13 protein-coding genes and 1 tRNA gene are annotated in these 15,282 nt (G+C 59.5%); 6 read left to right on the plus strand and 8 right to left on the minus strand.

All coding sequences use genetic code 11. The features are described 5' to 3' along the window. The first annotated feature begins 3 nt into the window (after nucleotides 1–3). Together EWM57_RS17980 and lpxB are read left to right on the plus strand one after the other, a co-directional pair. Nucleotides 4–420, plus strand: a complete 417-nt coding sequence (locus EWM57_RS17980; protein ID WP_129922614.1) for a 6-pyruvoyl trahydropterin synthase family protein — start codon at nucleotides 4–6, stop codon at nucleotides 418–420. Nucleotides 421–446: 26 nt separating this feature from the next. Then, nucleotides 447–1,556 carry a lipid-A-disaccharide synthase gene (gene lpxB, locus EWM57_RS17985; RefSeq protein ID WP_129922616.1) on the plus strand — a complete coding sequence of 370 codons (1,110 nt, stop codon included), beginning with the start codon at nucleotides 447–449 and terminating at the stop codon, nucleotides 1,554–1,556. A gap of 24 nt (nucleotides 1,557–1,580) precedes the next feature. Here the strand turns inward: lpxB and EWM57_RS17990 are convergent, their stop codons facing one another. The 7 genes from EWM57_RS17990 to EWM57_RS18020 all read right to left on the minus strand — a co-directional run bounded on the left by EWM57_RS17990 (nucleotide 1,581) and on the right by EWM57_RS18020 (nucleotide 9,885). Then, nucleotides 1,581–2,483, minus strand: coding sequence for a sensor histidine kinase (locus EWM57_RS17990; RefSeq protein WP_129922618.1), 903 nt, complete (start codon nucleotides 2,481–2,483; stop codon nucleotides 1,581–1,583). A gap of 3 nt (nucleotides 2,484–2,486) precedes the next feature. Next, a complete protein-coding gene (locus EWM57_RS17995; RefSeq protein ID WP_129922620.1) occupies nucleotides 2,487–3,167 on the minus strand; it encodes a response regulator in 681 nt (226 codons plus the stop codon). A gap of 117 nt (nucleotides 3,168–3,284) precedes the next feature. Then, nucleotides 3,285–5,660 (minus strand): SulP family inorganic anion transporter, encoded by a 2,376-nt coding sequence (locus EWM57_RS21670; protein WP_129922622.1) that lies wholly within the window; start codon nucleotides 5,658–5,660, stop codon nucleotides 3,285–3,287. Between the two features lie 459 nt (nucleotides 5,661–6,119). Then, the gene (gene clpX, locus EWM57_RS18005) at nucleotides 6,120–7,349 is read right to left on the minus strand and encodes an ATP-dependent Clp protease ATP-binding subunit ClpX (RefSeq protein WP_129922624.1); all 1,230 of its coding nucleotides are present in this window, start codon (nucleotides 7,347–7,349) and stop codon (nucleotides 6,120–6,122) included. Nucleotides 7,350–7,538: 189 nt separating this feature from the next. Next, the gene (locus tag EWM57_RS18010) at nucleotides 7,539–8,246 is read right to left on the minus strand and encodes a ClpP family protease (RefSeq protein ID WP_262708257.1); all 708 of its coding nucleotides are present in this window, start codon (nucleotides 8,244–8,246) and stop codon (nucleotides 7,539–7,541) included. Nucleotides 8,247–8,356: 110 nt separating this feature from the next. Then, the gene (tig, locus tag EWM57_RS18015; RefSeq protein WP_129922626.1) at nucleotides 8,357–9,691 is read right to left on the minus strand and encodes a trigger factor; all 1,335 of its coding nucleotides are present in this window, start codon (nucleotides 9,689–9,691) and stop codon (nucleotides 8,357–8,359) included. Nucleotides 9,692–9,803: 112 nt separating this feature from the next. Beyond that, nucleotides 9,804–9,885: transfer RNA gene (locus EWM57_RS18020), tRNA-Leu, on the minus strand. A 223-nt stretch (nucleotides 9,886–10,108) separates the two neighbouring features. Here EWM57_RS18020 and EWM57_RS18025 point away from each other — a divergent pair. The 4 genes from EWM57_RS18025 (at nucleotide 10,109) to EWM57_RS18040 (ending at nucleotide 14,611) form a co-directional block, all read left to right on the plus strand. Beyond that, a complete protein-coding gene (locus tag EWM57_RS18025; protein WP_129922628.1) occupies nucleotides 10,109–12,316 on the plus strand; it encodes a RelA/SpoT family protein in 2,208 nt (735 codons plus the stop codon). Nucleotides 12,317–12,522: 206 nt separating this feature from the next. After that, nucleotides 12,523–12,996 (plus strand): Fur family transcriptional regulator, encoded by a 474-nt coding sequence (locus EWM57_RS18030; protein WP_129922630.1) that lies wholly within the window; start codon nucleotides 12,523–12,525, stop codon nucleotides 12,994–12,996. Continuing rightward, the gene (locus EWM57_RS18035) at nucleotides 12,993–13,340 is read left to right on the plus strand and encodes an STAS domain-containing protein (protein ID WP_129922632.1); all 348 of its coding nucleotides are present in this window, start codon (nucleotides 12,993–12,995) and stop codon (nucleotides 13,338–13,340) included. The genes EWM57_RS18030 and EWM57_RS18035 overlap by 4 nt, the downstream gene beginning before the upstream one ends. Next, nucleotides 13,340–14,611 (plus strand): adenylosuccinate synthase, encoded by a 1,272-nt coding sequence (locus EWM57_RS18040; RefSeq protein WP_129922634.1) that lies wholly within the window; start codon nucleotides 13,340–13,342, stop codon nucleotides 14,609–14,611. The genes EWM57_RS18035 and EWM57_RS18040 overlap by 1 nt, the downstream gene beginning before the upstream one ends. Before the next feature lie 415 nt (nucleotides 14,612–15,026). Here the strand turns inward: EWM57_RS18040 and EWM57_RS21445 are convergent. Then, the coding region (locus EWM57_RS21445) for a hypothetical protein (RefSeq protein WP_207218348.1) at nucleotides 15,027–15,282 on the minus strand (256 nt) is incomplete at its 5' end.

Consider the following 15,282-nt stretch of genomic DNA (forward strand, 5'->3'; position numbering starts at 1 on the left):
CGAATGATTTACGTAAGCCGGCAGGAGCATTTCAACGCCGCTCACAAGCTGTACAACCCCGCCTGGAGCCAGGAGCGCAACCAGGAAGTATTCGGCCCCTGCGCCAATACCAACTGGCACGGGCACAACTACGACCTGATTGTGACCGTGAAAGGCCACCCCGACCCGGAAACTGGTTTCGTGGTCGACCTCAAGGCGCTCAGCGTGCTGATCCGCACCCACATTGTGGACCAGGTCGACCATAAAAATCTCAACCTGGACGTGCCGTTCATGAAAGACCAGCTGGCCAGCACCGAAAACCTAGTGGTGGCTTTCTGGCGGATTCTGGCCCCCGAAATTCCGAAAATCTCCGGCGCCCAGCTCCACTGCATCAAGCTCTACGAAACGCCCCGCAACTTCGTGGAGTACTACGGCGAATAATCAATTCTGAATTCGGAATTACCTACATGAAGTATTACCTGATAGCCGGGGAGCGTTCCGGCGACTTTCACGCCTCGCACCTCATGCGCGAACTGCGCCAGCAAGACCCCGAAGCTGAGTTCCGGGGCTGGGGCGGCGACATGATGCAGGCCGAAGGCGGTACGCTCGTGCACCACTACCAGGAAATGGCCATCATGGGCTTCTGGGAGGCGGCTACCAGCATTCTGAAGTTTCGCGGCTACCTCAAGGAGTGCCAGCGCGACATTCAGGCCTACCAGCCCGACGTGGTGATTCTGGTGGACTACGCCGGCTTCAACCTGCGGGTGGCCAAGTTTGCCAAGGCCGCCGGGCTGAAGGTGTTCTACTATATTTCGCCCAAGATCTGGGCCTGGAACCAGGGGCGGGTGCACACGGTGAAAGCCCTCGTGGACAAGATGTTCGTGATTCTGCCCTTCGAAAAGGAGTTTTACCAGCGCTTCGGCTACGACGTGGACTACATCGGCAACCCCACTGTGGATGCCATTGCCGAGCACTCGGTCAGCCCCGACTTCTACGAGCGGAATCACCTCGACCCGCAGAAAAAGATTATTGCCGTGCTGCCCGGCTCGCGCAAGCAGGAAATCGAGGAAATGCTCTACGAGATGCTGGCCATCCTGCCGCCCTTCCTCGACTACCAGTTCATCGTGGCCGGCGTCACGAACCTGGATCGGAACTACTACGCCAACTTCGAGCGCAACAACGTACGCATCCTCTTCGACCAGACCTACGACCTGCTCGGGCACGCCCAGGCGGCCCTGGTCACGAGCGGCACCGCTACCCTGGAAACGGCCCTGTTCAACGTGCCGCAGGTGGTGTGCTACCGCACCAGCGCCGTGTCGTACGCCATTGGCAAGGCTGTCATCAAGGTGCCCTACATTTCCCTGGTCAACCTGATTGCGGGCCGGGAAGTGGTAAAAGAGCTGATCCAGGGCGAATTCAACTCCCGCAACCTTGTGCAGGAGCTCAAGAAAGTGCTCCAGGACGACGCCTTTATTGCCGAGCAGAAAGCCGGCTATGCTGAGCTTCAGGAAAAGCTGGGTCGCAACAATGCCGCCAAGAAAGCCGCGGAGTTGATGGTGGGCTATTTGAAAAAGTAAGTCGGAAACCGAGCTGCCTGGGCTTTACCGAAGCGGCAGCCGCACCGTGACCACGGTGCCGGCATCATCGGACTCGATTCTGAGGTGGCCGCCGTGCAGCTCCACAATTCGCTGGGCTACGGTCAGGCCCAGGCCGTGGCCGGGGCGCTGGCGGGCATTTTCGCCCTGAAAAAACAGCTCGGACACCCGCGGCAGCTCCGCGGGCGGAATACCCAGGCCGTAGTCCTGAATCAGTAGCAGGGCCGCCGCGCCGTCGGTGCTTAGCGTGACGAGCCCGCGCTGGTCGGGGGAAAACTTGCCGGCGTTGTCGAGCAGGTGCACCAGAGCCCGGGTTAGCAGGTCGGCGTCGCCGGGCACGGTGAGCGGGCCGGGCAGCTCGGCAAGCGGGGACGCAAAGTCAAGCTGCATTTCATAAGCCGGCCGGCGGGCCTTGAGCACCGATATAGCCTGGTAGATGACCTCATCCAGGGCCACGGGCTGCGCAACCAAGCGGCTGCCGGGCAGTTGGGCCAGCAGGAGCAGGTCGTCGGCCAGCTGATTGAAGCGGGTAACGTCTTGGAGCACGGAGCGCCAGGTCTGTTCGTGCTGCTCCACGCTGCGGGCCTTGATCAGAGTCACTTCGATCTGGCCGGTGATGCTGGTCAGGGGCGTGCGCAGCTTATGGGCGGCCTGCACCAACAGGCGGCGCTGGTCGTCGGTGGCGGCTTGGTGCCGCGCTAACAGCTCGTTGAGGCTGCCGATAAGCTGCCCGGTTTCTGCGGGGGCTGAGGTGCTGGGCAGGCGCAGGCTAGGCGCAGCGAGACTAAGGCGACGAACCTGCTCGGCGAGCTGGGCCAGGGCCCGGCGGGTGCGGCGGTGCTGCCACCAGCCCAGGCCGCCCAGCAGGGCCGCGCCCGTCACAAAGCCCAGGAGCAGGGAAAGCAGCATGCGTCAGGCCCGGCGTTCTTCCAGAATGTAGCCGATGCCATTCAGGGTGTGAATCAGCTTGGGCGAGAAGTCCTTGTCAATCTTTTTGCGCAGGTAGTTCACGTACACGTCCACCACGTTGGTGCCGGTGTCGAAGGACAGGTCCCAGACTTCGCCCACGATTTCCTGGCGGGTAAGAGCCCGGCCCTGGTTGTGCATCAGGTATTCGAGCAAAGCCAGTTCGCGCACCGTGAGGTCGATGCGCTGGTTGCCGCGCTTGACCACCTTGCTCTGGCCGTGCAGTTCCAGGTCGGCCACTTTCAGCACGTTTTCCTCGGGCACGGGCAGGTAGCGGCGGTGCAGGGCCCGCAGCCGGGCCAGCAGCTCGTTGAATTCGAAGGGCTTGACTAAGTAGTCGTCGGCGCCGGCGTCGAAGCCCAGCAGCTTATCGTCGGTGGAGCTCATGGCCGTGAGCATCAGCACGGGCAGCTGGGGAAAGCGCTGCCGAATGGTGCGGCACAGTTCCAGGCCGCTCATCTCGGGCAGGTTCACGTCCAGAATGAGGGCCGTGAACTCAGCGGCGGCCAGTTGGCGCAGTGCCGCCGCGGCATCCAGGGCCACGGCGGCACTCAGCCCATAATCCTCCAGCCCGCCTTTCAGGAAAGTCGCCACTTTCAACTCATCTTCAACAATCAGTATTTTCATTGCGGCAGGGGTTGGATTACGGGCTGGCGGCCACCGGAAGGTAGTACGCAACAGCCGAGGTTAACGGGCGGTTTTCGCCCGGAAAGTGCCGGGCCACTGCAGAGCCCGGCGCCGGGGCTACGGCACGCCCAGCGGGTTATCGGAGTCGAAGGGAGGAATGGCAATGATGGGGCCGCCGGCCTCGGCCGGGGTGAGCGAGTAAATCGACGGGGCTTGGTAGAGCGAGCCGGGTAGCTTGCGCAGACCGTCGGGGGCCACCTGGTAGCGGAAAATGATGTCGTACTCGGCAAAATCGCGGCGCACGTCCACTTCCAGGTCCCGGATGAGGCCGCCGTGGCTGTCGTAGACCCAGCCGTGCAGGTGAATGGGCGCCAACTTCTGGTCGGCCTGCTGCACGGTGCGGGTCTGGTGCAGGTTGTAGACCTGCTCGATGACGTTGAGCTCCACGAGGCGGCGGTACTGCTCGTCCTCAGTTTCGAGGGCACCCAGCTCGTGCTGGTGCTGGTGCATTACGTCGCGCACGGTGCCCAGCCAGCTGCTGATTACCCCGGCCTCCGCGTTCTGCATGGCCGCCTTCACGCCCCGGCAGCCGTAGTGTCCGCAGACAATGATGTGCTGAATGCCGAGCACCTCTACCGCGTACTGCAGCACCGACATCAAATTCAAATCGGTGCTCACCACGAGGTTGGCCACGTTGCGGTGCACAAATACTTCCCCGGGCGCGGTGCCCGTCAGCTCACTGACCGACACGTGGTTGTCGGAGCAGCCGATAAATAAAAACTTCGGGGTCTGCTGAGCCGCGGCCTCGAAAAAGCGCGGGTTGCGGCGCAGCTTTTCGGCCACCCAGTTGCGGTTGTTCTGAAACAGCTTGTAGTAGGCCTCGAAGTCAGCTTCCTTGGTCGTGACGTGGGGCTGGGCGGCCAGGTTCTGGGCGTACTCGTCGCCCTGGCGCAGGAATACGAGCTGGATGTTGCGCTGCCGGGCCGTTTCGCGGAAGTTCTCGATGGCGCTGAGTACGTCCCGGTCGATGAAGGCGGAGTTGGTGCCATCAATTTCCACGGTCGTATCGGCCGGAATGTCCTTGAGCACGGTCATGATGCTGGCCTTGTTCAGAAACGAGACATGCTCGCCCAGGCTGATGCGCAGATGGTCCTGGCCCTGCACCGAGTAGCTGTGGAAGAAATGGGCATTCTTGTAGGTTTCGCGCAGAATAAAGAGCAGCCCGACCATGGCGCCCACCCCAATGCCGATGAGCAGGTCGGTGAGCAGAATGGCGACGATGGTGATAATAAAGGGCAGAAACTCGGTCAGACCGGCCTGGAAGTGCTGCTTGAAGATGCTGATGCGGGCCAGCTTGTAACCCGTCACGAGCAGGATGGCCGCCAGCGCCGCCCAGGGCACCTGGTTGAGCAGACTCGGAAACAGCACCACGCTCAGGAGCAGAAACGAGCCGTGGAGCAGAGCCGCTACCTTGGTACGGCCGCCGGCGTTGATGCTCACCGAGCTGCGCACAATCACCGACGTCAGGGGCAGGCCGCCGAGCAGGCCGCTCACCACGTTGCCGACGCCCTGGGCCTTGAGTTCCCGGTTGGTGGGCGTCTTTCGCTTGAGCGGGTCCAGTTCGTCGGTGGCCTCCACGGCCAGCAGGGCCTCCAGGCTGGCTACCAGGGCAATGGCGAAGGCAGTGGTATAAACTTTGGGGTTGAGCAGCTGCGAGAAATCAGGCAGGGTAAACAGGCCGGCAAATTCGGCCGCGCTCCTAGGTACGGGCAGTTGCACGAGGTGGGAGCCGCCCAGGGCGTAGGCCGGGTTCAGGGCGAAAGCCAGGGCATTAATACCCACGCTCAGCACGATAACCACCAGAGCAGCTGGAATCTTGCCCAACAGGGCGTGGTTTTTCACCGTCGGCCGCTCCCAGGTGAGCAGCACCGTCAGGCTGGCCAGGGCAATGATGATGGCCGTGGGCACAAACTGCGACACGGCGTGGCGGAGCAGTCCGCCGATGTTGCCGCCGTCCCAGGGAAACAGCGCCAGGGACTCCACGGCGTCGGCGTCGTAGCCCAGCACGTGGGGAATCTGCTTCAGGATCAGAATGATACCGATGGCGGCCAGCATGCCCTTGATGACGGACGAGGGAAAGAAGTTGCTGATCATGCCGGCCCGCAGCAAGCCCAGCACCACCTGCATCAGGCCCGCCACGCAGATGGCCAGTTGGAGTACTTTAAATGAGCCGAGGGCTTCCATGCCGCTGAGCACGACCATAATCAGACCCGCCTCGGGGCCCGAGATGCTCACGGCCGACTTGCTCAGTGCCCCCACCACCAAGCCCCCGACGATGCCGGCAATGATGCCCGCGAACAGCGGGGCGCCCGAGGCCAGGGCAATGCCCAGACACAGCGGCACGGCCACCAAAAACGAAACTAGGCCGCCCTGGAAGTCACTTTTGAAGTAGGAGAAGTCCAGAAAGCTGGATTTAGCGGGGGCAGGAGTCATAGGCTCGGAGAATAGGCATGAGGGTTCCGGCGCGGCTTTTCGGCCGCGAATCAGCAGGAAGGCAGGCGGGAAAAGGAACCCGCGCCGACGGGGCGGCGGCGCCAACGGGCGCAGTGGGAAAGGGCTCCTGCAAGGGCCACGCGGGACTACAAGAGGACCGGCGGCACGGGGTTCAAGGTTCTACAACAAAGGTAAAGCCCAGCCGGACAGGCAGAATTAAAGCTAGATTATAAGGTTATTAGAAGTTTATTAAAGAGATATTAGAGAACGATAAGAGAAATGGGGCCCAGTCAGAAAGTCCAGTTTGCAAATGCTCCTGACTTTTGGCTGTTCCACGCCGCTTCGCAGAGTAGAGCTGCAGAAGGACCAAAATAGCAAGGTGGCTAGCCCGGTAGAAAACGGCAAAGCCCCCGGAATCGTGGTTCCGGGGGCTTTGCTGTAAATGAGGCGAGGAATTGACTACGCGGCGCGCAACTGCTTCAGCGGCGACTTCTCAAACTTGCTCTGGGCGTAGTCGAGGTCGATAACCAGCTCTTTGACGTCGGCTTCCGAAGGCATGTCGAACATGGCGTCGGTCATGATGCTCTCGCAGATGCTACGCAGGCCGCGGGCACCGAGGCGGTACTCGTCGGCTTTCACCACGATGTACTCTAGGGCTTCCTCGGTGAAAGTCAAGTCGATGCCTTCCATCTCGAAGAGGCGGTTATACTGCTTCACAATCGAGTTTTTGGGCTCGGTCAGGATCTTGCGCAGCGTGGCGTGGTCGAGCGGGTTGAGGTGGGTGAGCACCGGCAGGCGACCAATGAGCTCCGGAATCAGACCGAAAGCCTTCATGTCCATGGCCGTCACGTAGCGCAGGAAATTGTTGGTGTCCACCTTCTCGTCGAGGCTGGTCTTGGCGAAGCCCATGGGCTTGGTGTTGAGCCGGCTCTTGATAATCCGGTCGATGCCGACAAAGGCGCCCCCGCAGATAAACAGGATGTTCTCGGTGTTCACCGTAATCATCTTCTGCTCGGGGTGCTTGCGCCCGCCGTGGGGCGGCACGTTCACGGTGGTGCCTTCGAGGAGCTTGAGCATAGCCTGCTGCACGCCCTCCCCGCTCACGTCGCGGGTGATGCTGGGGTTGTCGCTCTTGCGAGCAATCTTGTCGACCTCATCGATGTAGACAATGCCCCGCTCGGCGGCTTCCACGTTGTAGTCGGCGGCCTGGAGCAGGCGGGTCAGGATGCTTTCCACGTCCTCGCCCACGTAGCCGGCCTCGGTGAGCACCGTGGCGTCGGCGATGCAGAAGGGCACCTGCAGGATATTAGCCAGCATCTTGGCCAGAAAGGTCTTGCCCGTGCCGGTTTCGCCCACCATCAGGATGTTGGACTTCTCGATTACCACGTCGTCCTTGCTGGACGGCTTCTGCTGCATCAGGCGCTTGTAGTGGTTGTACACGGCCACCGACATCACCTTCTTGGCTTCCTCCTGGCCCACCACGTACTGGTCGAGGTAGTCCTTCATCTCGCGGGGCTTCACGAGGTTGAATTTCGGCGTCTTCGAGTTCGAGCGAATCTTATTCTCCTCGTTCAGGATTTGCTGGGCCTGACCCACGCACCGCTCACAGATGTGGGCATTGATGCCGGAAATCATGACCGAGACGTCTTTTTTGCTCTTACCGCAGAAGGAGCACGTTATATCTGCCATTGCTAGGACTCTCAGAAACAGGGTAGGGGAAGCCGAATGTAGCTACGGCAACTCAAAGGTACGAAAAGGCCAACGCGGTGCGCAGGGAAAAAAGTTGCTTTTCCGGGGGGCTCTACTCTTAGAGAACCAAAAGCCCGCCCCCGGGTTGCACTCCGAAAGCGGGCTTCTAGTAAGCGGAAACAAGCGGGCTTAGGCCGTCTTTTTCTCCAGCACCTCGTCGATCAGGCCGTACTCCTTGGCCTCGTCGGCGCGCATCCAGTAGTCACGCTCCGAGTTGTCGTAGATTTCCTGGTAGGTTTTGCCGGTGTGCTTGGCCAGGATGTCGTAGAGCTCTTTCTTGAGCTTGAGAATCTCCCGGGCCGTAATTTCGATGTCCGTCGACTGGCCCTGAGCACCGCCCGAAGGCTGGTGAATCATAACCCGGGCGTGGGGCAGGGCCGAGCGTTTGTCCTTGGCACCCCCGGCCAGCAGCACGGCGCCCATCGAGGCGGCCAGGCCAGTGCAGATGGTCGCCACGTCGGGGCCCACGTACTGCATGGTGTCGTAGATACCCAGACCAGCGTACACGGAGCCACCGGGCGAGTTGATGTAGAGCAGGATGTCCTTCTTGGCGTCCGCCGACTCCAGGAAGAGCAGCTGAGCCGTGATAATGTTGGCAATGTAGTCGTCGACGGCCGTGCCCAGAAACACGATACGGTCCATGATCAGGCGCGAAAACACGTCGATTTCGGCGAAGCGCGTGGGGCGCTCCTCAATCACGGAGCGGGTCATGCCCGTGGGCAGAATCAGGCCACTGCGAACCTGGCCTTCCACGTGGTTCAGGTATTGGTCGACGCCCAGGCCGCTGAGGCCCTGGCCCTTGACGGCAAACTTGCGGAATTCTTGTTTATTCAGCATGATGAAAAAGTAGTGGGAGGAGAAGTGTAAGGCAAAACCGGCGGGCAACAAAAAAGCCCTCACGGCAAGTAAGGGCTTTTTTGTTGGTTTGAAAACCGAAACGCCAGGGCTTAGCCAGCGTTCTGAGTCCGGAAGTCCTCGGCCGAAATCGGGTTGTCTTTAACAACAACTTTGCCGCGCAGGTTTTCGATGACTTTCTCTGCCAGAATGGCTTCATACTCGTTCACGTAGTTCTTGCCGTTTTCCTGACGCAGGAAGTTGTCGGCGAAGCCGCGGACCGACTCCTCGAGCTCCGCGCTGATTTCGGGCAGGTTGAACTGGCCCATAATCTTCTGCATGGTGCGCTCCACGATTTCGTCATTCGACACTTTCAGGCCCTGCTCTTCCACCACCTTATTGCGGATCATGGACCACTTCAGCTCCTTCTCGTAGTCGTTGTAGTGCTCCTCAATCTGCTCGGCAGTCAGCTTGCCTTCGTTGGCGCGCAAGAGCCACTTCTTGAAGAACTCCTTCGGAATCTGGATGGTCGTGCCCTCCACCATCTTGTCGATGAGCTGACGGTTCACGAAGCCTTCGGCCTCCCGGTCGTAGTTCTCCTGGATGGTTTCGCGCACTTTCGAGTCAAACTCTTCCTGCGAGGTCACGATGTCCTTGCCAAACACTTTGTCGAACAGCTCCTGGTTCAGCTCAGCCTTGGTGGTGCGGTTAATTTTCTCCACCGTCAGGGTGTAGTCGCCGCTCACGTTGCCGGCTTCTTCCTTCGAAAGGCCTGCTACCGAGGCAATAACCGACGCGTCGCCGGCGAAGGCGTCGCTCAGATCAAACGTCACCGCGTCGCCGGACTTCACGCCCACAAACTTCTCGGCGCCGTTTTTCACTTTCGAAATCGGGAACAGCACGGGCCGTTCGGTGGCCTCGTCGTCGCCCTTTTTCAGCTTGCCGTAGATGAAGTCACCGGCTTCCGACACCTCGGGGTTGGTGCTTTCGCCAAACTGGCGGTGGATCTGGTCGTAGGTTTCGGTCAGCGTGTTGTCGTCGATGCTCACCTGGTGGCGGTCCACGTTCAGGCTCTGGTCGGCGGGCAGCTCGAAGTCGGGCAGCAGGCCCAGCTCAAACTGGAAGTCGAACTCCTTTTCGGTGTCGAAATCGATGTCCTTTACCTGCACGGGCAGGGGCTCACCGAGGATTTTGATGTTGTTGTCCTTGATGTAGCCATCCACGGATTTGCCGAGCAGGCCGTTGATTTCTTCCACCAGGATGCCTTTGCCGTACATCTTGCGCACGAGTGCCACGGGCACTTTACCCGGCCGGAACCCTTTGATTTGCGCCTTCTTGCTGTAGTCTTTCAGCTTGTTTTCCACGGTAGCCGCGTAGTCAGCCTCCGTCAGGTGTACTGTCAGGATGGCACTCAGCTGGTCGTCGTTCTTGTCGAGGGTGATATTCAAAACGGGTCGTCGGTTAAGGGTAACAGAGGAAAGCAGCCGGCCGGAGCCGGGAAAAAGAAACCCCCAACGGGTGGGTTGAGGGCGCCTGATGCTGGAAAAATGAACTTTAAAGTGCGGATGGAGGGACTCGAACCCACACGTCTTGCGACACCAGATCCTAAGTCTGGCACGTCTACCAATTTCGCCACATCCGCAGAAGAGGCCGTCTGCCTCGGGGGCGCAAAGCTACGCAGGCAATGTTGAAATTCAAACCCGGCCGCAAAGAAGCCCACTCTGGCCGGTGGCTCTCTCAGGCGGAGCGCTATTTTTTCGGTTCGGGTGTTATAAAAATGACGGGGCGCCCGAAACCCTGACCCGTCCGTAGTACTTTCGTACAGATCATCCAGTCCCGGGGCTTTTTCCGCCCCGCCCCGCATTATGGCAACCCTCATCGACCCCGAAGTAGAGCGCAACGAGATTCTGCGCCACTACCGCAAGCTGCTCCGCACCGCCAAGCCCTACCTGTCCGGCAACGACGCCAAGCTGATCAAAAAGGCCTTCAATACCTCCCTGGAGGCCCACAAGGAAATGCGCCGCAAGTCCGGGGAGCCCTACATTCTGCACCCGCTGGCCGTGGCCCAGATTGTGGTGGAGGAAATCGGGCTCGGCACCACCAGCATCGTGGCGGCTTTGCTGCACGACGTAGTGGAGGACACGCCCTGGGAAATTGCCGACGTCGAGCGGGAGTTCGGGGCCAAGGTCGCCCGCATTGTGGACGGGCTGACCAAGATTTCGGGCGTGTTTGAGTACGGCACCAGTGAGCAGGCCGAGAACTTCCGCAAGATGCTGCTTACGCTGTCGGAGGACGTGCGCGTGATTCTGATCAAGCTCGCCGACCGCCTGCACAACATGCGGACCCTGGACTCGATGCCCCGGCACAAGCAGCTCAAGATTGCCTCCGAAACCATCTACCTCTACGCCCCGCTGGCCCACCGCCTGGGCCTCTACGCCATCAAGAGCGAGCTGGAGGACCTCTACCTAAAGTACACCGACACGGAAGTCTTTAACGAGCTGACCAACAAGGTCCGTCAGAGCCGGGGGGCCCGCAACCGCTTTATCAAAGACTTCGTGGCCCCCGTGGATGAGGAGCTCAAGGCCCAGGGCTTCAGCTTCGAAATCAAGGGTCGGCCCAAGAGCATCTACTCCATCCTAAAGAAGATGCGCAAGCAGAACGTGACCTTCGACGAGGTCTACGACCTGTTCGCCATCCGCGTGATTCTGGACGTGCCGCCGGAGCAGGAAAAGGCCGCCTGCTGGCAGGTCTATAGCATCGTCACGGACTTCTACCAGCCCAACCCCGACCGCCTGCGCGACTGGGTGAGCACGCCTAAAGCCAACGGCTACGAGAGTTTGCACACCACCGTCATGTCGCGCACCGGGCAGTGGGTGGAGGTGCAGATCCGCAGCCGCCGCATGGACGACATTGCCGAGAAAGGCTACGCCGCCCACTGGAAATACAAGGACACCGGCACGCCCCAGCCCGAATCGACGCTGGAAGCCTGGATTGCCAAAGTGCGCGAGATGCTGGAAACCAACAAGTCCAGCGCCCTCGAATTCATGGACGAGTTCCGCCAGAACCTGTTCGTGAAGGAAGTCTATGCCTTTACGCCCAAGGGCAAGCTTATCATCCTGCCCGAGAAGTCGACGGCTCTGGACTTCGCCTTCGAAATCCACACCCATATCGGTCTGCAGTGCCTGGGGGCGAAGGTGAACCAGAAGCTCCAGCCCCTGAGCTACCAGCTCCACAACGGGGACCAGATCGAAATTCTGACCTCGCACAAGCAGAGGCCTACCGAGGAGTGGCTGCAGTACGTGAGCACGGCCAAGGCCCGCAACAAAATCCGGGAGTTCTTGCGCGACGACAAGCGCAACAAGGCCGAGGACGGCCGCTACCTAGTGGAAAAGCGCCTGGAACTGCTCGGCGTCGAAAACACGCCCGACAACCTCAACCGCCTCTTTGCCCACTTCAACGTCTTCAATCCCCAGGATTTCTTCTACCGCCTGGCCATCGGCCAGATCGACGGCCGCGAAATCAAGGAAAGCCTCTTCGACCCCACCACCGAAGCGCCCCGCCTGCCCTCGATTCTCGAGCCCAAGACCTTTGACAAGGAAGTGCAGAAAATCCGCGGGGTGCGGGCCGACATGCTGGTTATCGGCGAGCACACCGACAAGTTCGACTACACCATCGCGCCCTGCTGCAACCCGATTCCCGGCGACGATGTGTTCGGCTTCGAAACCGACGAGGGCATTGTCATCCACCGCACGTCCTGCCCGAAGGCGGTGAGCATGATGTCGAACTACGGCAACCGCATCGTGCGCGCCAAGTGGACTGACCAGCTGGAGCTGGCCTTCCTAGCTGGCATCCGCATTCAGGGCTCCGACCGGGTGGGCCTCGTCAACGACGTGACCAAAATCATCAGCAACAGCCTGAAAGTGAACATGCGCTCCATCACCATCGACTCCAATGACGGGATGTTCGAGGGCCAGATCATCGTTTACGTCAACGACACGAGCCACCTGACCAAGCTCATTCAACGCCTGAGCAAGGTCAACGGCGTGCTGCTGGTCGAGCGGTTTGATAACTAAGTCCTAAAGAGTTTATAAAGTCTTAGGTAGTATAAAAACCCGTGGGTTTGACCGGGCGGCTTGAAAAGAAATCAGCCCGGTCACTTGTTGTAGAGGTGGCATTGGGTAGAGTAGGACGCGCCGGGCAGCAGATAGGAGGGCGTTTTGCGCGCTTCCTCCCGGGGTTTCTGCCTATCTTTGTTACTCCTTATATATAAGGTTGCAAAATGTTGGATAAAGAGAAGTTTGAGGAGGTCAAGAAAATTTTCACCGCCTACCTCGAAAACAAAGGTCTGCGCAAGACCTCGGAGCGCTACGCCATTCTGGAGGAAATATACTCCCGCACCGGCCATTTCGACGTCGAGGAGCTGTTTGCCGGTATGAAAACCCAGGGCCTACAGGTCAGCCGTGCTACGGTCTACAACACCCTGGATCTGCTGGTCGAGCACGGCCTAGTCAGCAAGCACCAGTTTGGCCGCAACCTGGCCCAGTACGAGAAAAGCTACGGCTACCGCCAGCACGACCACGTCATCTGCACCGAGTGCCACAAAGTCGTGGAATTCTGCGACCCGCGCATTCACGGCATCCAGACCATGGTCGGGGAGCTTTTGAATTTCCATATCTTGCACCACTCTTTAAACCTGTACGGGGTCTGTGGCGACTGTCGCGCCAAGGCCGCCGCGCACGCCGCAACCGCATGAAAACTGAATCTACCGTAAGCAACGGTATCCTGCACGTCGCCCTGTCCGGCGACCTGATCGGCAGCCCCGACACCCAGCAACTGCTCCAGTCCGTGGACGAGCACCTCGGCGAATCCGTCATGCTCTGCGCCATCGACCTGTCGGGCGTCCGCTACATCAACAGCACCGGCATCGGCGTGCTGGTGTCGCTGCTCACCAAGTTCCGCAGCCGCGGCGGCGAGCTGGTGCTTATCAACCCCGCCGACCACCCCCGCAAAATGCTGGCCCTGACCAAGCTCAACGCCATTTTCACGGTTGCCGAAAGCGAATCGGCCGCCACTGAGTTACTCAAAACCCCGCACTAATGCCCGTAGACGTACTAGTAGGCCTCCAATGGGGCGATGAAGGCAAAGGCAAGATTGTCGATGTCCTGGCTCCCACCTACGACGTAGTAGCCCGCTTCCAGGGCGGCCCCAATGCCGGCCACACCCTCACTTTCGATGGCACCAAGCACGTGCTGCACCAGGTGCCGTCCGGTATCTTTCACCCCCACATTATTAATGTGGTCGGCAACGGAGTCGTCTTCGACCCGGTTGTTTTCCGACAAGAGCTGCAGAAGCTTACCGATAGGGGAGTAGATGGGACCCGCAACCTGTTCATCTCCAAAAAGGCTCAACTTATTTTGCCGTCGCACCGCGCCCTCGACCGAATTCTGGAAGAGGCCCGGGGCGGCGGCAAAATCGGTTCTACCCTAAAAGGTATCGGCCCGACGTACCAGGATAAAATTGGCCGCACCGGCCTGCGCATCGGCGACGTGCTGCTGCCTGATTTCCGGGAACGGTACGATGAAGCCGTGGCCCGGCACGCCACGCTGGCCGCTTTCCATAATAAGGAGTTGGAAATTGAGGCTTTCGAAGCCGACTTCTTTTCCGCCATCGACTACCTGCGCACGCTCAACCTGACCGATACCGAATATCTGCTCAACGACCTGCTCCGCCAGGGCAAACGGATTCTGGCTGAAGGCGCCCAAGGCTCTTTGCTCGACATTGACTTCGGCACGTATCCGTTCGTCACCTCGTCCAGCACTATTGTCGCCGGCGCCTGCACCGGCCTCGGTATTGCTCCCCGCCACATTGATAAAGTGTTCGGCATCACCAAAGCCTATTGTACCCGCGTAGGCAGCGGCCCGTTTCCCACCGAGTTGCACGACGAAGTAGGGGAGCAGATTCGCGCCGCCGGCCGGGAGTTCGGGGCCACCACCGGCCGTCCTCGCCGCTGCGGCTGGATCGACTTGCCCGCCCTGCGCTACACTATTATGCTCAATGGCGTCACCGAGCTCCACCTGATGAAGGCCGACGTCCTCGATGAGTTCGATGAAATCCGCGTCTGTACTCATTACCGCAACCCCCAGGGCGAGGAAACCAACCAGCTTCCCGACCTAGGTGCCTTGCAAACGATGGAACCCGTCTACACCACGTTGCCCGGCTGGAAGATAAATCTGCAAAGCATTGGTTCGGCGGCCGCCCTACCAGCCGAGTTGAAAGCCTACGTTCAATACCTCGAGCAGCAGTTGGAAGTACCCGTTAAGATTGTCAGCGTCGGCCCCGACCGGGTTAGCACGCTGCATATAGATTAGGTCCGCAGCAGTCAGACAAAGGCCGGGGTAGCTTAAGCTGCCCCGGCCTTTGTGCGTTCAGGTCCGGGAGTAGGAAGGGTAAAGAGAATAGAAGGAAGCCACTGCGTTGATTTTTTTGCTGCCGTAGCGAATCTTAAGTGCGTGATAGGTAACGCCGTAGCCCGATTCCGCAAGAGCGACAACCAAAACCCAAGACGAAATGACGGCACCAGGGTTGCTATCCTCGATCCAACCTACTACTTTTGCACTCCCAATCCGAAACGCGGTAGGGACTAAAGCTTTCGTACAACGGAATACTCCTAGCGAAGCCACTTGCCTTTCGACCCCACGAATCGAAAATAAAGTAGCTAAGCGGAGTTGGAAAGACGAATCAAAAAGCTTTACCTTTGTCCTCCTGCTACTAACCGAACGGGCTCTAGACCTCAAAAACAAAGTTTTTTGAAGTTTGGATGACAAGAAAAAGAGTTGTTACCTTTGCAGCCCGCTTCAACCGGAAGAGGGCACCGCACGGTGAAAAGGCCGAAAGGCGAAAAACTTTTTTCGCTTGGGTTCTTGGAAAAAGCGAACTGCTGGTTACCTTTGCACCCCGCTTGAACGAGGCGGCCGCACCAGGAGCCAGAGCAAGAAAAAAAGAAACGATTTTTCTTGCAGATAGCGAAACGCTGCTTACC

The sequence above is a fragment of the Hymenobacter persicinus genome, from assembly GCF_004167665.1.
GTDB lineage: Bacteria > Bacteroidota > Bacteroidia > Cytophagales > Hymenobacteraceae > Hymenobacter > Hymenobacter persicinus.